Origin of the sequence: Lentilactobacillus kisonensis DSM 19906 = JCM 15041 (assembly GCF_001434135.1) — a bacterium.
Lineage (GTDB): Bacteria > Bacillota > Bacilli > Lactobacillales > Lactobacillaceae > Lentilactobacillus > Lentilactobacillus kisonensis.
The window spans coordinates 56899-81702 of the sequence record NZ_AZEB01000001.1; the positions used below are offsets into that span (position 1 = coordinate 56899).

Annotated in this window: 22 protein-coding genes; 21 read left to right on the top strand and 1 reads right to left on the bottom strand. The window is 40.6% G+C overall.

Going from position 1 to position 24804, the window contains the following annotated elements:
• Nucleotides 1-104: 104 nt before the first annotated feature.
• From FC98_RS00295 to FC98_RS00315, 5 genes are all read left to right on the top strand, one after another.
• Nucleotides 105-980 (top strand): YitT family protein, encoded by an 876-nt coding sequence (locus FC98_RS00295; protein ID WP_008857881.1) that lies wholly within the window; start codon nt 105-107, stop codon nt 978-980.
• A 109-nt stretch (nt 981-1089) separates the two neighbouring features.
• On the top strand, nt 1090-2250 hold the full coding sequence (locus FC98_RS00300; RefSeq protein ID WP_040471911.1) for a CDP-glycerol glycerophosphotransferase family protein: 1161 nt from the start codon (nt 1090-1092) through the stop codon (nt 2248-2250).
• Nucleotides 2251-2263: 13 nt separating this feature from the next.
• The gene (locus FC98_RS00305; RefSeq protein ID WP_008857879.1) at nt 2264-3073 is read left to right on the top strand and encodes an ABC transporter permease; all 810 of its coding nucleotides are present in this window, start codon (nt 2264-2266) and stop codon (nt 3071-3073) included.
• 16 nt (nt 3074-3089) lie between these two features.
• A complete protein-coding gene (locus FC98_RS00310) occupies nt 3090-4304 on the top strand; it encodes a CDP-glycerol glycerophosphotransferase family protein (RefSeq protein ID WP_040471910.1) in 1215 nt (404 codons plus the stop codon).
• On the top strand, nt 4305-5225 hold the full coding sequence (locus tag FC98_RS00315; RefSeq protein WP_082602687.1) for a deoxyribonuclease IV: 921 nt from the start codon (nt 4305-4307) through the stop codon (nt 5223-5225).
• A 315-nt stretch (nt 5226-5540) separates the two neighbouring features.
• On the opposite strand, the gene FC98_RS00320 is transcribed toward FC98_RS00315, so the two are convergent.
• Nucleotides 5541-6362 (bottom strand): pyruvate, water dikinase regulatory protein, encoded by an 822-nt coding sequence (locus FC98_RS00320; RefSeq protein WP_008857875.1) that lies wholly within the window; start codon nt 6360-6362, stop codon nt 5541-5543.
• Nucleotides 6363-6540: 178 nt separating this feature from the next.
• On the opposite strand from FC98_RS00320, the gene rpsU reads away from it, so the two are divergent.
• The 16 genes from rpsU (at nt 6541) to FC98_RS00400 (ending at nt 24784) form a co-directional block, all read left to right on the top strand.
• Nucleotides 6541-6732 (top strand): 30S ribosomal protein S21, encoded by a 192-nt coding sequence (rpsU, locus tag FC98_RS00325; RefSeq protein WP_003553874.1) that lies wholly within the window; start codon nt 6541-6543, stop codon nt 6730-6732.
• A gap of 91 nt (nt 6733-6823) precedes the next feature.
• Nucleotides 6824-7273 carry a GatB/YqeY domain-containing protein gene (locus tag FC98_RS00330; RefSeq protein WP_008857874.1) on the top strand — a complete coding sequence of 150 codons (450 nt, stop codon included), beginning with the start codon at nt 6824-6826 and terminating at the stop codon, nt 7271-7273.
• An 83-nt stretch (nt 7274-7356) separates the two neighbouring features.
• Entirely contained in the window at nt 7357-8322 is a 966-nt protein-coding gene (locus FC98_RS00335; protein ID WP_056948984.1) for a PhoH family protein, read from the top strand.
• 20 nt (nt 8323-8342) lie between these two features.
• The gene (gene ybeY, locus FC98_RS00340; RefSeq protein ID WP_008857872.1) at nt 8343-8825 is read left to right on the top strand and encodes an rRNA maturation RNase YbeY; all 483 of its coding nucleotides are present in this window, start codon (nt 8343-8345) and stop codon (nt 8823-8825) included.
• A complete protein-coding gene (locus tag FC98_RS00345; protein WP_054654220.1) occupies nt 8809-9210 on the top strand; it encodes a diacylglycerol kinase family protein in 402 nt (133 codons plus the stop codon). Before ybeY ends, FC98_RS00345 begins: the two co-directional genes overlap by 17 nt.
• A 12-nt stretch (nt 9211-9222) precedes the next feature.
• Nucleotides 9223-10119 carry a GTPase Era gene (gene era, locus FC98_RS00350; RefSeq protein ID WP_008857869.1) on the top strand — a complete coding sequence of 299 codons (897 nt, stop codon included), beginning with the start codon at nt 9223-9225 and terminating at the stop codon, nt 10117-10119.
• A 397-nt stretch (nt 10120-10516) separates the two neighbouring features.
• A complete protein-coding gene (gene recO, locus FC98_RS00355; protein WP_008857868.1) occupies nt 10517-11278 on the top strand; it encodes a DNA repair protein RecO in 762 nt (253 codons plus the stop codon).
• A gap of 456 nt (nt 11279-11734) precedes the next feature.
• Nucleotides 11735-12661 (top strand): glycine--tRNA ligase subunit alpha, encoded by a 927-nt coding sequence (glyQ, locus tag FC98_RS00360; protein ID WP_056948986.1) that lies wholly within the window; start codon nt 11735-11737, stop codon nt 12659-12661.
• Entirely contained in the window at nt 12661-14742 is a 2082-nt protein-coding gene (gene glyS / locus FC98_RS00365) for a glycine--tRNA ligase subunit beta (protein WP_056948988.1), read from the top strand. The genes glyQ and glyS overlap by 1 nt, the downstream gene beginning before the upstream one ends.
• Before the next feature lie 135 nt (nt 14743-14877).
• Complete coding sequence (gene dnaG / locus FC98_RS00370) at nt 14878-16710, top strand: DNA primase (RefSeq protein ID WP_056948990.1); 1833 nt, start codon at nt 14878-14880, stop codon at nt 16708-16710.
• 17 nt (nt 16711-16727) lie between these two features.
• Nucleotides 16728-17903: an RNA polymerase sigma factor RpoD gene (rpoD, locus tag FC98_RS00375; protein WP_008857864.1), complete on the top strand. Its 1176-nt coding sequence runs from the start codon at nt 16728-16730 to the stop codon at nt 17901-17903.
• 109 nt (nt 17904-18012) lie between these two features.
• Nucleotides 18013-18717, top strand: coding sequence for a tRNA (adenine(22)-N(1))-methyltransferase (locus tag FC98_RS00380; RefSeq protein ID WP_056948991.1), 705 nt, complete (start codon nt 18013-18015; stop codon nt 18715-18717).
• Nucleotides 18707-19822, top strand: a complete 1116-nt coding sequence (locus FC98_RS00385; RefSeq protein ID WP_008857861.1) for a Nif3-like dinuclear metal center hexameric protein — start codon at nt 18707-18709, stop codon at nt 19820-19822. Before FC98_RS00380 ends, FC98_RS00385 begins: the two co-directional genes overlap by 11 nt.
• Nucleotides 19823-19840: 18 nt before the next feature.
• Nucleotides 19841-21079 carry a peptidase T gene (pepT, locus tag FC98_RS00390; RefSeq protein WP_056948993.1) on the top strand — a complete coding sequence of 413 codons (1239 nt, stop codon included), beginning with the start codon at nt 19841-19843 and terminating at the stop codon, nt 21077-21079.
• Between the two features lie 146 nt (nt 21080-21225).
• Nucleotides 21226-23823, top strand: a complete 2598-nt coding sequence (gene clpB / locus FC98_RS00395; RefSeq protein ID WP_056948995.1) for an ATP-dependent chaperone ClpB — start codon at nt 21226-21228, stop codon at nt 23821-23823.
• Nucleotides 23824-23899: 76 nt separating this feature from the next.
• The gene (locus tag FC98_RS00400) at nt 23900-24784 is read left to right on the top strand and encodes an alpha/beta hydrolase (RefSeq protein ID WP_008857858.1); all 885 of its coding nucleotides are present in this window, start codon (nt 23900-23902) and stop codon (nt 24782-24784) included.
• Nucleotides 24785-24804 lie beyond the last annotated feature (20 nt).

Here is a 24804-nt window from a genome sequence, read left to right on the forward strand (position 1 = left end):
TGTAATCTTTAACTATTGATTACGGGGTTTTTGATGTTATTTAAGCAGATTCAGTTTATTATTAGTTCTAAGAATGTTATTGACATGCATGAAAGGAAAATAAAATGGATGACGTTTCAAAATTAATGCGTCGACACACTTACGTCACAAAGACTTCAACTTCGCTAATTTATGCAATTTTAGTGTCAATTGCCGTGAACTTTTTTTGGACCCCGGGGCATATTTATTCTTCTGGGATAACTGGGTTTGCGCAATTATTAAACACAATTTCTTTGCGGGCTTTCCCAATCACCATTTCAACTGGATTAGGCCTATTTCTACTGAACGTACCGTTATTTTTCCTCGCATGGCGGGCAATTGGTAAGCAATTTACAATTTTTACGATTATTACCGTATTCCTATCAAGCTTTATGATTCAATTGTTAAAGCCAATTCCATTGACTCATGATCCCATTATTTGTGCAATTTTTGGTGGCGCAGTTAACGGATTTGGAACGGGTTTAGCGTTGAAGAATGGCATTTCAACGGGAGGCTTAGACATTCTTGGAATTGTTATTCGTCAACGGACTGGTAGGTCAATTGGGACAATCAACATTGCCTTTAACACGTTGATCATTATTGCCGCTGCTTTTATGTATGGGTGGCCATACGCATTTTATTCCGCGCTGAGTTTAGTGGTTAATGCAAAGGTAATGGATATGACCTACACTAAGCAGCAGCGAATGCAAGTCATGATTATTACCAATCGGCCGAACACAGTGATTGATAGTGTTCAAAACCATCTTCGCAGGGGAATTACGATTGTTCATAATGCGGAGGGCGCCTACCACCACGATGCCAAAACCATCTTGTTTACAGTGATTTCGCGTTATGAAATGAATGAGCTAGAAGAGGCCTTGCTTGAGTCAGATCCAGATGCCTTTGCTAGCATCGCTGATTCTGTTAAGATATTGGGACGCTTTTATGAACCGAAGCCATAATGGTGAGTGGTGAGTTTGGGTTGCAGTTTCTAAAGATTATTTAAGAAAATCGTTCTGAGAAATGTTTATGTTATAATATTTCAGTGTGATTATTAAATACTGAAAAACGGTGAAGATATTGAAAGTCTTATATTTATGGCTGATCAAGCTAGTTTCTGGGTTGAATCTTTTTCGATCAAGGAATAAAGTCATTTACTTGATGAGCTTTGATGATAACGTGGATTTTATCAAGGAGTTGGCCCAAAAAATTCCGAGTAAAATGACATTAATCGTTCTGTATCGACCAGATACTGAAGCGGCGGCAACTGATTTGGCAGCGTTTGGACTCATCACTCGGCCATTTCGAGATGGGGTAAAGTTTGTTTTTGACCTAGTGCCGCTTTTAATGAGCGCCAAGTTAATCATTTGTGATAACTATTATGCTTTTTTGGGTGGCCTCCATCGGCGACGGGATACTAAAATTGTTCAAATCTGGCATGCTGCCGGGGCAATCAAAAAGTTTGGTTGGGAAGATCGGACGACTGCTAACCGCAGCAAGTCCGATAAGCAGCGGTTTCAAGCGGTCTATGACCATTTTGACGAGTATATTGTTGCTTCAAAAGCGATGGGAAATGTTTTTGTAACCAGTTACCATGAAAACTTCGATAAAATGAAGCTTTTAGGGTATCCAAGATCTGATCAATATTTAGATAGGAATTGGCAGCGGGTTGCTCGCCAAAGAATTTATCGGGCCGCCCCAGAATTGAAGGATAAACGGGTTATTTTGTATGCACCTACATATCGACCTCATCAAAGCTTTAAGTTGCCGGTTGGGTTGAGTGACGCCCTTGCGGCTGATGCTAGCGCAATCGTTGTGGTTAAGCTACACCCGGTCCTTCGGGATCGTGAAAATGCAGTCAGAGAAATTGGTAATCCACGCATTAAATTTTATCATGAGCTGGCAACAAGCGACTTATTGGCAGTTGCGGATACACTCGTAACTGATTACTCTTCGGTTGCTTTTGACTTTAGTTTGTTACCCAATGCGAAGTCACTTATCTTTTTCATGTTTGATAATGAACAGTATCAAAAGGATCCGGGGATTCAAGATGATTACTTGGATTGGCTGCCAACCAAACCAATTACAACGGTTCACGAACTAAAACAAGCAATCGTTGCCGCAAAACCAACTAATTTTGATGATTTTAATAACTGGTGGAATACATTTAATGATGGTCACGCGACTCAGCGGGTTGTTAAACGTTATGTTCAGTTTTTAAAGTCACATTAAGGGGTGCCTGAAAGTGAAAGAAGTTTTTACACTATTAAAAGAGCAATTTGAAAGCATTGGCATTATTTTCAGAATTTCTAAGTATGAGGATAAGGCGGAGTATCAAAGTCATTATTTAGGGTTAGTTTGGGAATACTTGTATCCACTGATTCAGATTGGGATTTACTGGCTTGTCTTCGGGATTGGGTTAAAGCATGGGAGTACGACACATGGTGTTGATTACCTACCATGGATGGTTATTGGAATTACTCCGTGGTTCTTCATGAACCGGGCCAGCTTGGATGCTTCGAAGAGTATCTATCAGCGGGTTGGGATGGTTTCAAAAATGAAGTTCCCGGTAAGTATTTTACCGACTATCAAGATTGTTAGTAACCTAAGCGCTTTTTGGACAATGTTAGTATTTTCAATTGTTGTCGGCGGCTTGTATGGTGTTCGGCCATCTATTTACTGGATTCAATGGCTTTATTACTTTGTTTGTATGATTGCCTGGTTAATTGCCTTTGGGATTTTTAATTCCACAATTTCTGTGTTAGTCCGTGATTACCGAATTTTACTTCAATCACTGATGCGGATGTTATTTTATATGTCCGGGGTGCTGTTTAACTTTGAAACCAATTCATTTCCAGCACCATTTGTTCATATTCTTCAATTAAATCCATTTTTCTATGTCGTTTCAGGATTTCGGGACTCAATGTTATCAACTAACTGGTTCTGGCAAAAGCCGACCTTAACAATTGTATTTTGGGGAATGATCTTATTCTTCCTGTTGGTTGGTTCTCATCTCCATTATAAATTCCGGTCACGATTTGTTGATTTGATTTAGTTTGGAGGGTGAGCTATTGAAAAAAATAATTGTTAAGTTGATTAAATTAATAGCCCGCTACGTACTCATCGTGATAAACGGTGGGTTTCTTTGTATGCGGGTAAAATCGCGGTTGATTATTTTTGAAAGTTTTAATGGCAGAGATATCAGTGACAATCCACTTGCTATCTACAAACAATTGATTCAAGTCGATCCAACCATTCAGGGGAGTTGTTACTTTAGCGTTAAACCGTCTGAATATAGCCGGTTAAGCCAACAATTTCCGAATATTCAATTGATTAAACGATTTACTCCCGGCTGGGTTAAATATATGGCTCGGGCGGACTTTTGGATAATGAATTCCCGAATGCCAAAGTGGTGGCAAAAGAACCGGCAGACGACTTACATCCAAACTTGGCATGGAACGCCGTTGAAGAAGTTAGGCGTGGATATTCAACACGTTGAAATTCCTGGTAGTACAACCGCGAAGTATCATGAGGGATTTGTAGCTGAAGCAGCTCGTTGGGATTACTTAATTGCCCCTAATCAATATTCTGAAACAATTTTTAAATCGGCATTCAAATTTAATAACCACTTTCTTGAAATCGGCTATCCGCGCAATGATACTTTGTACAATGACAATAATCATCATTATATTGCCCAAGTTAAACAGGCACTGTTTGGTTATCAACCGAAAACCGTCATGATGTATGCACCCACGTGGCGGGATGATGATTTTCAGCAGCAGGGCCAGTACAAGTTTACGTTACCCTTTAACTTAGCTGAGTTTTTTCAAACCGTTTCGAAAGGTACGGTTTTAATTATTAGACCGCATTATCTGGTGAAGGATAAAATTGATATTACAGGGTTTGAAGACCGGGTTAAAATTTTTGCTGACGAAGACATTAATGAGCTGTATTTAATCACTGATCTTTTAATTACTGATTATTCATCGGTGATGTTTGACTATGCCAACCTTAAGCGGCCAATGCTGTTTTTCCCATATGATTTGGCACATTATCGTGATGAGCTTCGCGGGTTTTATTTTGACTATCGACAAGAAAACTTGCCAGGCCCAGTAGTGACTACTAGCAGTGAGTTCATGAGTGCCTTGAAGAATTATCGACAAGCAAATGGATTCCCTGACTATCAAAGTAATTTACATGACTTTAACCAAAAATTTTGTGCTTGGGAAAATGGTCAAGCTGCCCAAAAAATTTGTCAGCTGATTTTGCAAGGAGGAAAAAAATAGATGAGTGATGATACGTTTCTAATTGGTTCGCACGTTAGCATGAATGGCAAGGATATGTTTCTTGGTTCAGCTAAGGAAGCGGCTGGTTATGGTGAGAATGTTTTTATGGTCTATACTGGGGCACCTCAGAATACGGTGAGAAAACCGATTGAAAAGTTGAACGCCGATGCTGGCAAAGCCTACATGAAGGCTCATGATGAAAAAGCAGTGGTGGTTCATGCACCGTACATCATCAATTTAGGAAATACGCTAAAACCACAGAACTTTACCTTTGGTATCCAGTTTCTACAACAGGAAATTAAGCGAGCTGAAGCAATTGGCGCTGACCAAATTGTACTTCATCCGGGTGCCCATGTCGGTGCCGGTCCTAAAAAGGCAATTGATCAAATTGCAAAGGGACTAAATGAAGTCATCACTGATGATCAACATGTTCAAATTGCATTGGAAACAATGGCTGGCAAAGGAACTGAAGTGGGAACAACGTTCGAGCAATTAGCTGAGATTATTAGCCAGGTAACTCATAACGAACAACTTTCTGTCACTTTTGATACTTGTCATACAAGCGATGCTGGTTACAATATTAAAGACGATTTTGATGGTGTTTTAAATGAATTTGATCACATTATTGGAATTGACCGGCTAAAGGTGATTCATCTCAATGATTCTAAAAATGAACAGGGAAGCCATAAGGACAGGCATGAAATGATTGGACTTGGAACGATTGGTTTTGAAACGTTAAACTATATTGCGCATCATGATCAGTTAACAATGGTCCCTAAAATTATGGAAACGCCGATATTAAAAGATGAAAATGATAAAAAGGTTAAATATAATCCCCATGGCTACGAAGTCGCAATGTTGAAAAAGCAAAAGTTTAATTCCAACATTGTTGCCGATATGAAGGCGGGCAAACCGTTTTAATTAGTGGTTCTCTTTTGATGAGAGGCTGGCCTGTGACCGCTTAGTTAGGTTGAGGTAGCAGAATGTTTTTTCTGCTTATCCGAGATTGTGAATAGCCGGTTAGATCCCAAAATTTAACGGCAGCAGGCCATCATTCCTAATTATTAAGAATGATGGCCTGCCGTCGTTAAATGACACGAATCCGCTGTTTGCTGTCAATGTGATTAGTATAAGCGTAATGCTTAAAGTAGCTGCAAATGAAAAAGTCATTAATGAACTTACTACTGTGAGATTATCTTGCTAATACTTTGGTAATGAGCTGGTTTGGGATTCATATTAATCTTCAAACGTCGTTGTATCCAGATTTAAACTCTCTAAAATAATTGTTGCTGTTTCTTCAATTGATTTATTTGCGACGTTAATCGTTAAGCAACCGAGTTTTTTGTACAGTTGCTTGGCATACTGCAGTTCCTTCTTGATATTTTCAGTATCTGAGTAAGGAGTATCTGCGTCCAATCCGTAAGATAGCATTCGTTGTCGGCGAATTTTATGGAGCTTTTCTGGGGTATTTAATAAGCCAAATACCTTTGTCGGATCAACCTCATCTAATTCATCAGGAATCTTTAGACTTGGGCCAATTGGTAAGTTGGCCACTTTTTGGTTTTGGTTAGCTAGGTATAGGGATAAAGGGGTCTTTGAGGTTCTTGAAACACCTAAAAGCACAATGTCGGCTTCTAGCAAACCTTTCGCATTTTTACCATCGTCATTTTCAACGGCAAACTCAATGGCAGAGATTCGCTCAAAGTAATTTTGATTCAAATCGTGAATTAACCCAGGGACATGGGCGGGCTGCTCCCCAGTTAAATTGGCGAGCATTTCCATGGGTTGTTGAATACAATCAAAATTATAAATCTGATTTTTCCTGCAGAAGTCAGCTACCATTTGACTGAGTTGGGTACTAACTAAGGTGTGAAAGATGATTGCGTGATTGGTTCTGGCTAATTTCAAAATACCGTTCAAGATTGAATCGGTTTGGATAAATGGAAACCGGCGCATTTCTGCTTTTAAATTTGGAAATTGGGATACCGCTGTTTGGGCGATTGTTTGAGCGGTTGCACCACTTGAGTCAGATATGATAAATACGTTTTGAGTTTTCATAGTAAATTAGCTCCCCTAAAAAGATTTCTTAAATAAATAATAACATGTGACAGCGTTTTTATTTTAAATCATTGACGGCAATGAGAATGATATGTATAATTTATTTCGAACCGTTTTAGGATGCACTTGGAGTGCTTTTTAAACAGTTACATTCAAGCTCGGAGGGAGGGAATTTCACATGGCAAAGACAGTCGTTCGCAAAAACGAGTCTCTTGATGATGCTCTTCGACGCTTCAAACGTACAGTTTCAAAAAGCGGTACATTACAGGAATATCGTAAACGTGAGTTTTATGAAAAACCAAGTGTAAAGCGTAAATTAAAGTCAGAAGCAGCACGTAAGCGTAATAACAAGAAGAAGCGTCGTTTCTAAGACATGCTTGAGAGGTCGGAGCCTAATTTTATTAGTCTCTGATCTTTTTTAATGGTAAAATTTACTTATAAATTGAAAAGAGGATACTTTAATGAGTGTTTATGATCAATTAAATTCAGATTTAAAAACGGCAATGAAGGCCCATGACAAGCTGCGATTGGGTGTTATTCGGGGCATTAAGGCCCAAATAATGAATGCTGAAGTTGAAAGTGCCGATCATAAGTTAACCGATGATCAGGTTAATACAATCGTCATGAAAGAAATTAAGCAGCAAAAGGAATCCTTAGAAGAATTTCAAAAGGCTAATCGTGAAGACTTAGTGACCGATCAACAGGCTAAGTTGAAGATTGCTGAAGAATACGCCCCTAAGCAACTATCCGCTGATGAGGTTAAGGCGATTGTTGAGCAAACAATTGAACAAGTTGGGGCTGAGTCGATGGCTGATTTTGGTAAGGTGATGGGTGCCGTAATGCCTAAAGTTAAAGGTAAGGCGGATGGTAGCCTCATCAATCAACTAGTTAAAAAGCACTTGCAAGGCTAATTTATAATTGACAATGCTTTGGAAAGGGCTGTTTTTATGCTAGTATCACACTAATAATACTAAATAAAAAGGAGTTCGTGTATTTGGCTGATACTGAACAAATTACAAAGGAATTTATCGTATCTGATCCAAACGAATTATTACAAATCGTTGGCACCCAGGATGAGTTTGTGACCATCCTTGAAGAGGGAATGAGTGTCTCAATTAACGTCTTTGGTAACTCGATGCGAATCACAGGCCAAGAAGATACGGTCAAAACAACGACTCATATTCTTGAAAACATTCTTTCCCTGATTCAGAAGGGAATTAATATTAATAGCAGTGATTTCATTAGTGCGATGAATATGGCTAAGAATGGGACGTTGGAATATTTCCAAGATCTTTATAATCAAGTCTTGATTAAAGATGCTAAGGGAAAGGCCGTGAGAGTTAAAACGTTTGGTCAGCGGCAGTATGTACAAGCCATTCGACACCATGACGTGGCGTTTGGAATTGGCCCTGCTGGAACTGGGAAGACATACTTAGCGGTTGTCATGGCGCTTGCTGCGTTAAAGCAGGGAACGGTTGATAAGATTGTTCTCACTCGACCGGCTGTTGAGGCTGGAGAAAGTCTTGGCTTTCTTCCGGGAGATTTGAAGGAAAAGGTTGACCCCTATTTACGGCCAATCTATGATGCACTTCATTCAATATTAGGGGCTGAGCACACAGAACGGCTGATGGATCGCGGTGTGATTGAAATTGCACCGTTAGCTTATATGCGTGGTCGAACCTTGGATAATGCATTTGTTATTTTGGATGAAGCCCAGAATACAACTAACATGCAAATGAAGATGTTTCTAACGCGGTTAGGATTTGGTTCAAAGATGATCGTTAATGGCGATATTTCGCAAATCGATTTACCCAAGCGAACGGCTAGCGGGCTAGTTGCCGCTCAGAAGATCTTAAAAAATATTGATCAAATTGAATTTGTAACCTTTACTGCGGAAGATGTTGTTCGACATCCAGTGGTTGCAAAGATCATTACCGCTTATGAAGACAGCGGTCATTAAATTAATTGAGGAAGATTTGAATGGATTTAGAGATATACGATAAAACACAAGACGGTGTTAGTGAATCCGACCGCAAGCTGATTCACGATGTTTTGGATTTTGCCGGCAACTACATTCACTTGGCTGACAATACGGAAATGTCGGTGACCCTCGTCAATAACGATGAAATTCATCAAATTAATAAAAAATACCGGGGAGTTGACCGGGCAACGGATGTCATTAGTTTTGCGATTGAAGATTCTGCCGACGACGACTTTCCAATTATTATGGACGAATCACTTAAAGAAAGTATTCCTGAAAATATTGGTGATATTTTTGTATCCGTTGATAAGGTGGTTGAACAAGCTGACTATTTGGGCCATTCTTTCCAGAGAGAACTTGGCTTCCTAGTTGTTCATGGATTCTTACACCTTAATGGCTATGATCATATGAAAAAAGCTGACGCTGATGTGATGTTCCCACTGCAAAAAGAGATTTTAAATAAATATGGCCTTAAAAGATAAAGACAGTAGACAATTAGATAAAAATAAGACCTTTTTCCAGTCGCTTGGACATGCTCTTGATGGCATTAAACGGTTAGTTTTTGAGGAGCGTAATTTTCGGTTTGACTTAATTATTGCATTTCTAGCGGTATGTTTAGGAATTGCCTGTCAAATCAAGATTAATGAGTGGCTCTGGTTATTTGCTGCGTTCTTTTCAGTCATTGGTTCCGAAGTTTTAAATTCAATTATTGAGAACGTCGTTGATTTAATTGTTGGGCATCATTTTGATTTATTAGCGAAGCGGGCTAAGGATATTGCGGCTGGCGGCGTATTGATGTCAGCTCTTTTTGCGGTCATTATTGGTTCGCTGATATTTATTCCACGGTTTATTGAATTACTAAATTAAGTGAGGTATAAAATGGATAATCCAAATTACCATTCAGGGTTTGTCGCAATTGTTGGGCGGCCTAACGTTGGCAAGTCAACATTTTTGAACAGAGTCGTTGGTCAGAAGATTGCAATTATGAGTGACAAGGCTCAAACAACCAGAAATAAAATTCAGGGTGTTTACACAACAAAGGAAGCTCAAATTGTTTTTATTGACACTCCTGGAATTCATAAGCCTAAGGATAAATTAGGTGATTTTATGATGGAATCGGCTCTTTCAGCGCTTAAAGAAGTAGATGCAGTCCTTTTTATGGTCAACGCGACTGAGCGCCGCGGTGCTGGTGATAATTTCATCATTGATCAGCTAAAAAAGGTTGATCAGCCCATTTATCTATTGATTAATAAGATTGATGAAATCTCTCCAGATGACATCATGGCAATTATTGACCAATATAAGAGTGCGTTGAAATTTAAGGATGTCTACCCAATTTCTGCATTGCAAGGAAATAACGTCCCAGAACTCATTGAGGCACTGGTTAAGGAGTTGCCTGAGGGTCCTCAGTATTATCCAGAGGATCAGGTTACTGATCATCCAGAGCGATTTGTAATTTCTGAGTTAATTCGAGAAAAAGTAATGCAACTGACTCGTCAAGAAATTCCAACCTCAACGGCGGTTTATATTGAAAAAATTAAGAATGACGATGGGTTGCTGAGAATTCAAGCAACGATTATCGTTGAACGAGATGGTCAAAAGGGGATCGTCATTGGTAAAGGTGGTTTGATGCTCAAAAAGATCGGTACCCTCGCCAGAAAGGATATTGAAAATATGATGGGTAACAAAGTATTTTTGGAACTCTGGGTCAAGGTGCAACCCCGCTGGCGAGATAAGCAGAGTTTGTTGGATTCGTATGGGTATCGGAAAGACTAGATAGTGAGCGTAGCAAAGCGGTTAGAAGCTGGAGCCTAAGCCGTCTCGACCGGAAATCCCGGTTTTGGATTTTTGGTCGAGACGGCTTAGGTGCAAGCTTCTGCTTTGCGGAGCGTTCCTAATCTATGTGGCAATAAAGATTTAGTTAAGGTAACTTAGGTGTAGATTCCTGCTTGGTGTGTTCCATGCTCTAAGTTGCCAAAAATCATAGAAATCCTTGGTCCTTGGACTCCTCCACGACTTCTGTATGAAAGTCTCTGGTTTATGGGGCGGTCATAACAATGACCTTTATCAGATGAACAACGTGGTTTGAAATGACTCATCAAGTTTTTTTGATTTTCAATAATAGATTTTGGTTGGCCACTACCAATTTGACATTTTGACGAGGTGATAAATTTTGGCAAAGGGTCAAATCACAGAATTTAATGGAATTTTGCTTTATACCAAGCCGTACCGTGAACATGACCTTTTGGTAAAGTTTTTGACCAGGGAATTTGGTAAGAAAATGTTCTTAGTCCGCGGTGCCAAGCGGCCTCGGTTTAAAATGCGAGCCGCAATTCTGCCATTCACGTACGGTTTGTACGGTGGTGACATCAAAGCGGACGGCCTTTCGTATATTAACGATGGCAAACACGTTGATCATTTTAACGAAATTGCTGATGACATTACTAAGAATGCTTATGCAACCTATACCATGTCACTAATTGATTTGGCCTTCCATGATAGTGACCCTATTGTGGACTGGTATGACAAGCTGTTGATTGGCTTAAAGCTGATTAACGAAGGCTTTGATGCTGAAATTATTACCAACATTTTTGAGGTTCAATTACTTCAGGCGTTTGGTGTTGCCCCCAACTGGGTAGACTGTGTTGTTTGCCATCGGCGTGATTTGCCGTTTGATTATTCTGAAGCATATGGTGGGTTGTTATGCCGGAATCATTGGAATAAGGACCCCTACCGAATGCATTTGGACGCGCGAACGATCTACTACTTAAGATTGTTTTCCGTGGTTGATTTGTCGAAATTAACCCACATTTCGGTTAACGACCGTACTAAAAAGTCGCTCCGGCAAGTTTTAGATCAAATTTATCAACGAAGTGTGGGTGTCATTCCTAAGAGTAAGCGATTCATCGATCAACTTGGCAAATTTAAAATTTGATTACAAGCTGCGTTGACATTTATTTTAATGTCAACTATGATTATTTATTGAAATGAATAATTCAGTGATGAGAAAAGAAATTGATTAATGGCTTTATACAACGAAACCAGGTAAGTGAGAGCTGGTTTAGGGTAATTATTCAAATGGCGCTTTTTGAGCTGAACAATTGAGTGCTGGTATCAACATACCAGAAGTAGGGTGGAACCGCGATTTAGTCGTCCCTATGCTTAAGTGGCTAGTTATAGCCTTTTAAGCATAGGGGCTTTTTTGTGATTGTTGATCACTTTATTCATTTTGATTAGGACAGCTGCGTCAGGCAGAAACCTGCGGATAAGCAGAAGCTTCCACATAAGCACCCCTAACAAAAATCCCCAAAAACCAGGGATTTCTGTTAGGGGAGACTTATGTTCCAGTTTCTAACCGCTTTGCTCCACTCACTTTATTAGGAGGAATATAATGACTGAAAAATTATCAGTTCAAGAAATTATTTTGCGACTGCAGAAGTATTGGGCAGCTCAGGGTTGTATGCTGATGCAAGCGTATGACACTGAAAAGGGTGCGGGGACCATGAGTCCCTATACCTTTTTGAGGGCAATTGGTCCTGAGCCTTGGAATGCGGCATACGTTGAACCATCAAGGCGACCAGCTGATGGCCGTTACGGTGAGAACCCTAACCGGTTGTACCAACATCATCAGTTCCAGGTAATTATGAAACCATCTCCCGAAAATATTCAGGAATTGTATTTAAATAGTTTGAAGGAATTGGGAATCAATCCTTTAGAACATGATATTCGGTTCGTCGAGGATAACTGGGAAAACCCTTCGATGGGGTGTGCCGGTGTTGGTTGGGAAGTTTGGCTGGACGGAATGGAAATTACGCAGTTTACTTACTTCCAAATCGTCGGCGGTTTAGAAATGGATCCAGTTGCTTCCGAAATTACTTACGGATTGGAACGGTTGTCTTCTTATATCCAAAACGTGAATTCTGTATTTGATTTAGAGTGGTCAGATGACGTATTATACGGAGATATTTTCAAAGAACCTGAATATGAACATTCAAAGTATAGTTTTGAAGTCAGCGATCAGGAAATGTTATTAAAGCATTTTAACGAGTATGAACATGAAGCCCAGCGCTTACTTAAGCAAAACTTAGTTCATCCCGCTTATGATTATATTTTAAAGTGCAGTCATACTTTTAACCTCCTTGACGCTCGTGGTGCCGTTTCAGTTACTGAACGAGCCGGTTATCTATCTAGAATTCGGAACTTAGCCCGTTGGGTTGCTAAAGAGTTTGTGGCCGCTCGAAAACGCCGAGGCTTCCCACTAATCAAAGATGAAAAGAAACGGCAAGAATTGCTTAAAGATGAAACGGAGGAAAAATAATGGCTAACAATTTCTTACTTGAAATCGGATTGGAAGAAATCCCCGCTCACGTTGTTACGCCAAGTATTAATCAACTGAAGAAACGCGCCAGTGATTTCTTGTCTGAGCAGCGGATTACATTTGAAAATATCAAAACGTTTAGCACGCCAAGACGGCTTGCATTATTTATTACCGGGTTAGCTGATAAGCAACCTGATATTGATAAGTCCGTTAAGGGTCCCGCTAAAAAGATTGCTCAAGATGCCGATGGTAATTGGACGAAGGCAGCCATTGGCTTTTCTAAGGGCCAGGGTGCTTCTACTGATGACATTACGTTTAAAGACGTTAAGGGCACGCAATATGTATTTGTTGAAAAGCACATCGCTGGTAAACCCGTTGACGAAATCTTAGCCGGTATGAAGGGTGTTATTACTGCAATGACTTTCCCAACCATGATGAAATGGGGAACCTATTCTTTTGAATACGTTCGACCGATCAAGTGGCTAGTGGCTTTGCTTAACGCTAAAGTAATTCCAATTAAGATCTTGAACGTTACTGCTGATCGGATTACCTCAGGGCACCGTTTCCTTGGCAAAGACGTTGAGTTAGCAAATGCGGACGAATATGAAGAAAAACTAACTGAACAATTTGTGGTAGCTGATGCTAAGAAACGTAAAGAACTCATTTCCAAGCAAATTCATAAAATTGCCCAAGATAATAATTGGAAGATTAATCTTGACCCGGACTTACTGGAAGAAGTTAATAATTTGGTCGAATGGCCAACGGCGTTTGCTGGTAATTTTGCCGATAAATATTTAACAATTCCAGATGAAGTCTTAATCACGTCAATGAAAGATCATCAACGCTTCTTTTACGTAACGGATCAAGACGGTAAGTTGTTGCCACACTTTGTTTCTGTTCGAAATGGTAACGACTATGACTTGCAAAATGTGATCCAGGGAAATGAAAAGGTTTTGACGGCCCGTCTAGAAGATGCCATGTTCTTCTATCAAGAGGATCAGAAAAAATCAATTGCTGACTACGTTGAACGGTTGAAAAAGGTTAGTTTCCATGACAAAATTTCGACAATGTATGAGAAGATGCAACGGGTACAGGTGATTTCTCGTTACCTTGGGAAATTAGTTGGTCTTTCAGATGATGAATTAAAAGATCTCAGCCGAGCTGCTGAAATTTATAAGTTTGACTTGATTACTGGAATGGTTGGTGAATTCGCTGAACTCCAAGGAATCATGGGTGAAAAATATGCCCTGTTAAATGGCGAATCACCCGCCGTTGCGAAAGCAATTTCAGAACATTATATGCCAATTTCAGCCAATGGTGCGTTACCAAAATCCAATGTTGGGGCTGTTTTGGCGGTCGCCGATAAATTGGATAGTATTTTGACATTCTTTGCTGCTGGGATGATTCCAAGTGGCTCAAACGATCCATATGCACTTCGCCGACAAGCAAGCGGGATTGTCCGGATCGCTGCTGATAAGAAGTGGAACTTTGATTTAATCGCAACCCTTAAGAATGTTATTGATGACGAAGAGAAGCAAGCGGTTGCTCCTAAGCTTGATATGAAGGGCCAGATCAATGCCGTTAGTAATTTCATGAAGGACCGTATTAAACAATTCTTGGATGATTTAGGAATTCGTTATGATATTGCTGATGCCGTTACATCTGGATCACAAACAAATATTGTCTTTAACATTGCAAGTGGTAAGATGCTGCAGGACCATAAAGATGATAATGACTTTAAAGCCGTCATTGAATCCTTGACCCGGGTCCAACGTATTGCCAAGAAGGGTTCTTTTGCCAAGGATGATTTAACAGTTAACCCTGACCTCTTTGAAAATGAGTCTGAAAAGGTTCTCTTCGAAGCCGTCAAGAAGGCTGATGATGGCTTTACTGGTTTAGGTGCAGAAGAAGATTTTCAACGGTTAGCGCAGTTGAAGGATGACATTAATACTTATTTTGATGCAACCATGATTATGGCTAAAGATGATCAATTAAAGAATAATCGTCTTCGCCAGCTCACACTTATTGCAAACATGATTATGTTTGTGGGTGATTTAGACAAATTAGTTGTTAAGGGGTAATGAGTGCTTTTGATTGTACTAATTGACATTATATGATAGTATTTAAATACGTATCGCTAGGACAATAAGTCGCACTTTCTGGTGCGGCTTTTTGCCGGTATTTATACAGGCTTTTAAAGATGGGAGGCGAAAACTATCAAGATCCCAGAAGATGTGATTGAACAAGTCAGATCTCAGGTCAACATAGTCGATGTTGTTTCTCAATATGTTCAATTGAAACAATCAGGAAAGAATTTATTTGGCCTCTGTCCGTTTCACGAAGAACGGACCCCGTCTTTTTCTGTTTCGGAAGATAAGCAGATTTTTCATTGCTTTAGTTGTGGCCGTGGTGGCAATGTTTTTAAGTTTCTAATGGAGTTACAAAACATTTCATTTCCAGAAGCCGTCAAAAAAGTTGCCGAGCTTGAAAATGTTCCACTTGATAAGAAATATCTTGTGAACCATGAAGGCGCTGGTAACACAGCAGCTGATTCCAAGCAAAAGCAATTAATTGACCTTCATGAACAGACGGTGAAGCTGTATAACCATATTTTAACAAATACCAAAATGGGTCAACCAGCACTAGATTATTTACACAAGCGTGGTGTTACGGATGATACAATTGCCACTTATAAGCTTGGATATGCGCCTTCTCAAAGATTATTAAAACCATTCTTTGATGAACGAAAAGTTGATTACCAATTACTTCGTAAATCTGGCCTATTTTCTGAAGATCAAGATGGTAATTTACGTGACCGCTTTGTTGATCGAGTGATGTATCCAATTCGAAATGGTGGTGGTCAGACAGTTGGCTTTTCTGGTAGAATTTTGACGGCAAATCCGGATATGCCTAAGTATCTGAATAGTCCTGAGACCGAGACGTTTAATAAACGAAAGATCTTGTTTAACCTCGACTTAGCACGAATGAATATCCGTAACAAACAACCGGCAATTTTATTTGAAGGCTTTATGGATGTCATCACTGCTTATCAGGCTGGGATTAAGTCCGGAATTGCTTCGATGGGAACCAGCTTGACTGAGCAGCAAATTTACGATATTAAGCGGATTACGCATGATGTGGTTGTTTGTTACGATGGGGATACACCAGGCCAAAAGGCCATTAAACGCGCGATTGATGAATTTGGTGAGCACGATACAACGATTGATCTTAAAGTTGTTACGGTTCCAGATGGAATGGACCCAGACGAGTTTATTCGTAACAAAGGAGCAGACGACTTTAACAAGTTGATTGATCACGCCCAAGCTCCGATTGAGTTTGAACTCACTTATTTAAAAAAACAGTATAATTTACATTCTGAAGTTGATCAGGGAAATTATATCGCTGAAGCAATCAAATTAATCAGCCATATTGATTCAAGCATTTCGCGTGATCTTTATTTGAATCGATTGGCAGATGAATTTTCGGTTGAAAAGAAACTTCTACAGCAACAATTGATGCCACTATTAAAGCGGACACCAGCAATGCCAAAATCAACAGATCATTATCAACGGCCTAATCCACCCGTGCAACAACAGCGGGCCAAGCACCTTTCTAAGGTTCAAGTCGCTGAGATGCAGTTGCTTAACCGGATGCTTCATTATCACGATGTTTGGCTAAAGGTTAGCAATATTCCAGGGTTTGCATTTGTTGATGAACAGTTTCAGATGCTATATCTCTTAGCTGAAGGCTATTTCACTAAGTTTAGTGAGTATAGCGTTGCAGCATTTAGTAATTTAATTACCGAAAATTCGTTGCAAAGTCTGTTGATTAATATTGAAATGTTAGAACTGCCCGATGAACCAAGTGATCAAGAAATTGATAATTGTGTCAATGTATTGATGTACCAAGCGCCTGTTGATTCGAAATTAAAGAAAAAACGATCTGAATTGACACAGGCGACCAAGATTGGTGATGTTGAGAAACAAAAGGAATTGATGATTGAGATCATAAAGCTTGAGCAACAAAAGAGAACGAAGCAACAAGTCTAACTTCAGGAGGCATTTTGATGGCTAACAAAAAAGCAAGTAAGGTAAAGGTAACAAAGGCAACTCAAAGCAAGAAGACAACATCAAGTAAGACTGCTAAGAAAGCCGATAAGCCGTATAAGAAGGTATTTGATGCCATTGTTAAAGAAAATAAACAAATTGGCCACATTACCTATGATGAACTCCAGAAGAAGATCCAAGAACCATATTCTTTGAATGAGAAGGATATGGAGGGATTACTTGAAGAAATTGAAGATTCCGGAATCAGTGTCGTTGATGAAAACGGTGAACCAGATCCCCGGGCTATTGGTGCCGCTAAGAAGGTCACTAAAAAGGAACTTTCTGATGTGTCGGCTCCAACTGGCGTTAAGATCAATGATCCAGTTAGAATGTACCTTAAGGAAATTGGTCGGGTATCACTATTAAGTGCTGACGAGGAAATCTCACTTGCCAAGCGAATTGAGGATGGCGATGAAGAAGCTAAGCAGGAATTAGCTGAAGCCAATCTTCGTTTAGTTGTCTCGATTGCTAAACGTTATGTTGGTCGGGGAATGCAATTCCTTGATTTAATTCAAGAAGGAAACATGGGGTTGATGAAGGCCGTTGAGAAGTTTGATTACCGCAAAGGGTTCAAATTCTCAACCTACGCAACTTGGTGGATCAGACAAGCAATTACTCGGGCAATTGCGGACCAGGCACGAACGATTCGAATCCCGGTTCACATGGTTGAAACAATTAACAAGTTAATCCGAATTCAACGTCAATTACTCCAAGACCTTGGCCGAGAGCCATTGCCCGAAGAAATTGGGGCTGAAATGGATATGCCGACTGAAAAAGTTCGGGAAATCTTGAAGATTGCGCAAGAGCCAGTTTCACTGGAAACACCAATTGGTGAAGAGGATGACTCACACCTTGGTGATTTCATCGAAGATCAAGATGCAACGTCACCAGCTGATCATGCGGCTTATGAACTATTGAAGGAACAATTGGAAAGCGTTTTGGATACGCTGACCGACCGAGAAGAAAACGTTCTGCGATTAAGATTTGGTCTTGATGATGGGCGGACACGAACGCTGGAGGAAGTTGGTAAGGTGTTTGGCGTTACTCGTGAACGAATTCGTCAAATTGAGGCTAAAGCGCTTCGAAAACTTCGCCACCCTTCTCGTAGTAAACAACTAAAAGACTTTTTAGAGTAATTTAATTTAACAGGAACCCCAGGCAAGATGTAAATTTTGTTTGGGGGCTCCTGTTTTTTTGATTGGTTATAATTTATAATGAAATTATCAATTAACATGGGAGTTATTTATGAATAGCACGCATTTATCAAAACGATTACAAGCGGTTAGTGACCACGTGGAATCTGGGAGCCGTTTAGCAGATATTGGCTCTGATCACGCATACTTACCCATTTATTTAGCAAAGAACCACATTATTTCTTACGGGGTTGTCGGCGAGGTTGCCAAGGGACCACTTTCAAACGCAATTTCTGAAATTAAAAAGGCAGCTTTATTGGCTATCTTGCAGCCCAGGCTGGCTGATGGGCTCGCTGCCATTCAGCCTAATGATAATATCAACGTCATCACGATTGCTGGAATGGGTGGGAACCTGATTCGTCACATATTGGAAGCTGGCAGGGCTAAATTGACTGGTACTGAAAAGCTAATTTTACAGCCTAACGTTGGCGAGGATACGGTCCGACGCTGGTTGATGACCAACGCTTATCAAATTAAGGCTGAACAGATTCTGGCTGAAGATGGCCATATTTACGAGATTATTACGGCAGTTAAAGTACCCCAAAAGGTCTCGTATACCGAGAAGGAATTGAAATTTGGCCCATTTTTGATTCGGGAAAAATCTCCCGTCTTTATCGAAAAATGGCAGGAAGAAGTCCGATTACTTGAGAGGGTTATTAGTAATATGCAAAAGGCGTCACATAAAAATACTCAGAAAATTAACTTAATCAGCGATGAGATTCAAATAATTAAGGGAGTGATTAGTCGTGAAAGTTAAGGATTTAGTTGACCGGTTTGAGCAGTTTGCTCCCAAAAAGTTAGCAATGGATCATGATCCAGTTGGGCTTCAAATTGGCTCCTTAAATAATGAGCTTCATAAGGTGATGACGACTCTGGACGTACGCCCAGAAGTCGTTGATGAAGCAATTGCTAACAGTGTTGACTTTATTTTTGCGCATCATCCAGTGATGTTTCACCCGGCCAAGAACCTGAACCTGGATGTTCCTCAAAATGCGATGTATGCAAAGCTACTTACCCACGGGATAACGGTTTACGCTGCTCACACCAATCTTGATTCTGCCGACGGGGGGATGAATGATTGGTTAGCTCAACAGCTTGGATTATTGCATATTGGCGGGCTTGTTCCTGGATATGAAAGTTCAGTCTTTAGATTAACCGTTCAGGTTCCTAAGGTCTATGCTACGGCGGTTCGGATGTCTTTAGTAGATGCCGGCGGTGAGGTTAGCAGTGATCAGTTTGCGGGTTATACGTATGAGATCGATGGCACCGTTTATTATGTTCCCAAGGCGGGGGCTGACCCAACGATTGGCGTTGCGGGGGAGCCGAGGGAAGTTGAGGATTCGAGGCTTGAATTTGAGGTCCCTGAAAGAAAGCTTAGCACAGTTTTGAAGACGTTAAGGGATGTTCACCCCTTAAACAATCCACTCTATAATCTCATCAAGCTTGCCGATAAGCGTTATCGATTTACAATGGGGCGAATTGGTGAGTTGCCAACCCAAATGTCGTTAGAAGACTTCGCTAAAAAATGTAAGCAGGTTTTCAATATTTCGGGACTACGAGTGATTGCAAATGATCTGAGTCGGCCAGTAAAAAAAGTGGCTATTTTAGGTGGTGACGGTGGCAAATTCTTCAACCTCGCGCAACAAAAGGGGGCCGATGTCTATGTCACTGGTGATGTTTACTATCATACTGGGCATGATATGTTAGCCGCAGATTTGCCGGTTATCGACCCTGGCCACCATATTGAAAGCATTTGTATCCCTCGATTAGCCAGTCTGTTCCAAAAGTGGGCAACTGAAAACAATTGGCCATTGCAAGTGATTCAATCAAAGATTAATACAGATCCATTTACATTTTTATGATTTAAAGGAGTGTTTATGATGTCAAAATACCCAGAATTAATAACCAATTTTTTGAACTTTGTTAAAATTAATACCCGCTCTGATCCAAATTCGACAACGATCCCATCAGCCGCCCGGGAAGCGAAGTTCCTAAACACCCTAGCAGAAATGCTTGAGAAAATGGAATTGAGCGATGTGCATACCAATGAGCAAAGTGCCTATGTTTTTGCGACGTTACCAGGAAATGTGGATCAAAAAGTACCAACCATTGGCTTCATTTCTCATATTGATACAGCTGACTTTAATGCTGAAAATATCAAGCCACAAATTGTTAAAAACTATGATGGTCAATCAGTGATTCAACTGGACAAAGAAGGAAAGTATACACTGGATCCAGCAATCTTTTCCAGCTTGAAAAGGTATAAAGGCGATACCTTGATTACGACTGATGGGTCTACTTTACTGGGGGCGGATGATAAATCGGGGGTTGCGGAAATTATTGCAGCACTCACATATTTACGCGCTCATCCAGATATTAAACACGGTGATATTAAGGTTGGCTTTGGTCCTGATGAAGAAATCGGAACCGGCGCTGATCATTTTGACGTGACAGATTTTTGGGCTGATTTTGCTTACACGGTTGATGGTGGTCCATTAGGTGATTTAAATTATGAAACCTTTAATGCAGCTGACGCCAAGGTGACGATTCAGGGGACCGATGTCCATCCAGCCGAAGCTAAGGGCGTTATGGTAAATGCCATTCAGCTGGGAATGGACTTTCACCAAGCCTTACCAGATTTTGATCGGCCAGAGCGCACTGATGGACGCCAAGGCTTCTTTCACATCTATGATTTTGAAGGAACAGTTGATCACACAAGTCTGGCTTACATTATTCGTGACCATGATCGTGATCGTTTTGAAGCACGGAAACGATTATTCAAGGGAATTGCCGACCAAATGAACAACGAATTGGGATCTGAACGGATTAAGGTGACCCTCAAGGACCAATATTATAATATGGGTGAAATCATTCAAAAAGATCCAACTGTTGTCCAAATTGCTGAACAGGCGATGAAAAACGTTGGCGTAAAACCAAATGTTTTCCCAGTCCGGGGTGGTACCGATGGTTCAAAAATCTCATTTATGGGGTTGCCGACGCCAAATTTATTTGCTGGCGGCGAAAATATGCACGGCCGGTTTGAGTATGTATCCGAGCAGACAATGGAAAAAGCAGTCGATGTGATCGTTGAAATGATCAAATTATACACCGAAAAATAAATTGGTCAAAAAAGGTCAAATAATTGTTTTTAGTTCCTTAAATTTGATAACATAATAACAGACAGTTTGAAATGAAAATGATCTATTTTTGTTTCGAACTTTTTTATTAGAGATATTAAAATACAGACAGGTAAGGTGGTCATTTAATGAATCCTGATAATTTAACCGAAGCAGTCACCCAAGCAATTTCTCAGGCACAACAGATCGCAACGACTCGCAAGCAACAAAATATCACGGTCGCTCACTTGTTCAAATTCTTAGTTCAGCCAGGGGAATTAGCCCGGGAAATTTATTCTCAATTAGGGTTGAATCTGGCTAACGTTAATTCTGAATTAGACAATGAAATTGATGAAATTGCAACCGTCGAGGGTAGCAATATTAATTATGGACAATCACTGTCATCAAACCTTTACGAACTGCTACAGGATGCTGAGCAGATTAAGAATGAGTTTGGTGACTCATTCATTGCGGTTGATACACTGACAATTGCCGTCATGCAACTTCACGGTGATAAGTTTGCTGATTATTTAACTAGCCAGGGCGTTACTGAGCAGAAGGTTAGAAACGTCGTTGAAAAAATCCGTGGTGGCCAAAAAGTAACGACGAAGAACCAAGAAGATAGTTATCAATCATTGGAAAAGTACGGCACTGATTTAGTCCAGGCAGCTCGTGACAATAAATTAGGGCCAATCATTGGTCGTGATGAAGAAATTCTTGATGTTATCAGAATTTTGTCTCGGAAAACTAAAAATAATCCTGTCTTGATTGGGGCTCCTGGAGTTGGTAAAACAGCCGTTGTTGAAGGGCTGGCTTTGCGAATCGCTTCCGGGGATGTTCCCGAAAACTTGAAAAATAAAACAATTTTCCAACTCGATATGGGCTCATTAATCGCTGGCGCTAAATACCGGGGTGAGTTTGAAGAACGGCTGCAGGCGGTCTTAAAAGAGGTCAAAAAAGCTGAAGGCCAAATCATCATGTTTATTGATGAAATCCATAATATCGTTGGCGCGGGTAAAGCTGAGGGCAGCATGGATGCTGGCAATATTTTAAAGCCAATGTTGGCTCGTGGTGAACTTCATTTAATCGGTGCAACTACGATTGATGAGTATCGAAAGTACATGGAAAAGGATAAGGCCCTCGAACGGCGGTTCCAACGCGTCATGGTTCATGAACCATCTGTTGAAGATACGATCACAATTTTGCGCGGCCTATCGGAAGGCTTGGAAATTCATCACGGTGTTCGGATCCATGATAATGCGCTGGTAGCGGCTGCTAAATTATCTGATCGCTACATCACGGACCGAAACCTGCCTGACAAGGCAATTGATTTGGTTGACGAGGCTTCTGCCGAAATCCGGGTTGAAATGAATTCTAGTCCAACTCAATTAGACCAAGCCCGGCGGCAATTAATGCGCCAAGAGGTTGAACAGACCGCCTTAAAAGAGGAAACGGATGACGCCTCGAAGAAGCGATTAAAAGAGCTTCAAGCAGAATTGGCTAATACGCAAGAAAAGGTTAATGCGTTAAACGCCCGCTGGAAGCAGGAAAAAGACGCCATTCAAAAAATTAGTGACAAGAAAAAGCAGTTAGATCAGGCGAAAAATGACTTGAAACAGGCTGAAAACACCTATGATCTCAATAAAGCTGCTGTGTTGCAACACGGGACAATTCCTCAATTAGAGGCTGAATTATCAAAGTTGGAACAAAATGATCAACATGCTGATTGGCTAGTTTCTGAATCAGTAACTGCTAACGAAATTGCGAGCGTTGTAAGTCGCGAAACGGGGATTCCGGTTACTAAGTTAGTTGAAGGTGAACGAAAAAAATTGCTTCGTCTCGCTGATAACTTGCATCAACGGGTGATTGGGCAAGACGCTGCCGTAACGGCCGTTTCAGACGCCGTTATTAGGTCGCGTGCAGGGTTACAGGATCCAAGTCGGCCATTAGGGTCATTCTTGTTTCTAGGTCCTACTGGCGTTGGTAAGACCGAATTAGCCAAGGCATTAGCTGAAGATCTATTTGATTCAGAGAACCATATGGTTAGAATCGACATGTCAGAATATATGGAAAAGGAATCGGTTTCGAGGTTAGTGGGTGCTGCGCCTGGTTATGTTGGTTATGAAGAGGGTGGTCAACTAACGGAAGCCGTTCGACGTAATCCATATACAATTGTCTTGTTTGATGAAATTGAAAAGGCCCATCCGGATGTTTTCAATATTTTACTTCAAGTACTCGATGACGGCCGTTTAACTGATAGTCAGGGTCGAACGATTGACTTTAAAAATACCATTTTAATTATGACTTCTAATCTTGGATCGGACATTTTATTAGCCGGTACAGATGACAATGGTGACATTTCTGATCAAGCTAAGCAGCGGGTTAATCAGTTGTTGAAGACCTCGTTTAAGCCCGAATTTTTGAACCGAATTGATGACGTGATTATGTTCACGCCACTTTCGCGGGCGGATATTAAGATGATCGTCCAAAAACTGATTGATCAGTTATCAGAACGTACCAAGGCCCAAGATATCACATTGTCAATTGCAGACGATGCTAAGGAATGGATTGCCAAGAACGGGTATGAGCCACAATATGGCGCACGGCCGTTGCAACGGTATGTTACTAATGTTGTCGAAACACCATTGGCTAAGATGATTGTGGCCGATCAAGTTAAGCCCCACAGTGTTGTCCACATTAACTTAGACGGTGACCATTTAAAGTTTGTCGCTGAAAAGTTAGCCTAAGTACTGTTAACGATAAGTAATAGTCGGGGCATGATTCAGTTAATCAGGAAGTTATTTTAATGAAAGTGAGGCGGCTATGATACCACGACTTGTTGATTTGCCGACTAACAACCAAACGAAACTATCGCTGGCATTATTTGATGCGCCTAATCCACGGGGAATTGTTCAAATTATCCATGGCGCACTGGAACACAAAGAACGCTACTTTAGATTTGCTGAATTCTTGCGAGCAAATGGTTATCACGTGATTGTATCTGATAATCGGGGGCATGGTGCTTCTGTTTCATCGGCAGACCCTTTGGGCATCATGATGAGTTTACCGCAGTTGATTGCCGATCAAAGTCAAATCACACAATATGCCAAACACCGATGGGGTGGGCTTAAGGTAAGCCTGTTTGGCCATTCGTTTGGCTCTATCTTAGCCAGGATATATTTACAAAAGCATGATGATGAACTTAACGGCCTAGTTTTGACTGGAACGGTAAATTATATTCCGGTTGTCCCCATTGGGTTGATGCTGGCAAATTTATTTTTGAAATTTCGTTCTCGGAATAGTCGGTGTCGTCTGCTTTCAAACATGTCCGGCCTTAATCCCAATAATCATCAATGGCTAAGTTATAATCAACATAACATCTATCGGGTGGCTGGTGATCCATTGATGATTCATGAGTACCCGGTCAAAAGCCTCCAAACTTTATGGCGAGGTGACTATGAACTAAAACAGATTAAGCATTTTAAGTGTTTGACGCCAGCTTTGCCAATTTTAACGATTGTTGGTGACCACGATAAGTTTAGTGGTGGCAAACGCGGGATTGCTGATACGATTTCGACGCTCCATAAGATTGGGTATCAAAATGTTTCGAGCATAATCATGCCACATATGAAACATGAAGTATTGAATGAAAAGGACCATGAAAAGGTTGATAATTTGATTTTAAAGTTTCTGAACAGGCTGAGGTGACCGTTTGAAGTTAAGATTGA

Excerpts from the sequence above, each read along its gene's own strand:
- FC98_RS00295 (WP_008857881.1), top strand. The coding sequence starts at position 105 with ATGGATGACGTTTCAAAATTAATGCGTCGACACACTTACGTCACAAAG.
- pepT (WP_056948993.1), top strand. The coding sequence starts at position 19,841 with ATGTCAAAATACCCAGAATTAATAACCAATTTTTTGAACTTTGTTAAA.
- glyQ (WP_056948986.1), top strand. The coding sequence starts at position 11,735 with ATGACTGAAAAATTATCAGTTCAAGAAATTATTTTGCGACTGCAGAAG.
- FC98_RS00320 (WP_008857875.1), bottom strand. The coding sequence starts at position 6,362 with ATGAAAACTCAAAACGTATTTATCATATCTGACTCAAGTGGTGCAACC.
- FC98_RS00330 (WP_008857874.1), top strand. The coding sequence starts at position 6,824 with ATGAGTGTTTATGATCAATTAAATTCAGATTTAAAAACGGCAATGAAG.
- FC98_RS00345 (WP_054654220.1), top strand. The coding sequence starts at position 8,809 with ATGGCCTTAAAAGATAAAGACAGTAGACAATTAGATAAAAATAAGACC.
- clpB (WP_056948995.1), top strand. The coding sequence starts at position 21,226 with ATGAATCCTGATAATTTAACCGAAGCAGTCACCCAAGCAATTTCTCAG.
- FC98_RS00380 (WP_056948991.1), top strand. The coding sequence starts at position 18,013 with ATGAATAGCACGCATTTATCAAAACGATTACAAGCGGTTAGTGACCAC.
- rpoD (WP_008857864.1), top strand. The coding sequence starts at position 16,728 with ATGGCTAACAAAAAAGCAAGTAAGGTAAAGGTAACAAAGGCAACTCAA.
- glyS (WP_056948988.1), top strand. The coding sequence starts at position 12,661 with ATGGCTAACAATTTCTTACTTGAAATCGGATTGGAAGAAATCCCCGCT.
- rpsU (WP_003553874.1), top strand. The coding sequence starts at position 6,541 with ATGGCAAAGACAGTCGTTCGCAAAAACGAGTCTCTTGATGATGCTCTT.
- ybeY (WP_008857872.1), top strand. The coding sequence starts at position 8,343 with ATGGATTTAGAGATATACGATAAAACACAAGACGGTGTTAGTGAATCC.
- era (WP_008857869.1), top strand. The coding sequence starts at position 9,223 with ATGGATAATCCAAATTACCATTCAGGGTTTGTCGCAATTGTTGGGCGG.
- FC98_RS00400 (WP_008857858.1), top strand. The coding sequence starts at position 23,900 with ATGATACCACGACTTGTTGATTTGCCGACTAACAACCAAACGAAACTA.
- FC98_RS00315 (WP_082602687.1), top strand. The coding sequence starts at position 4,305 with ATGAGTGATGATACGTTTCTAATTGGTTCGCACGTTAGCATGAATGGC.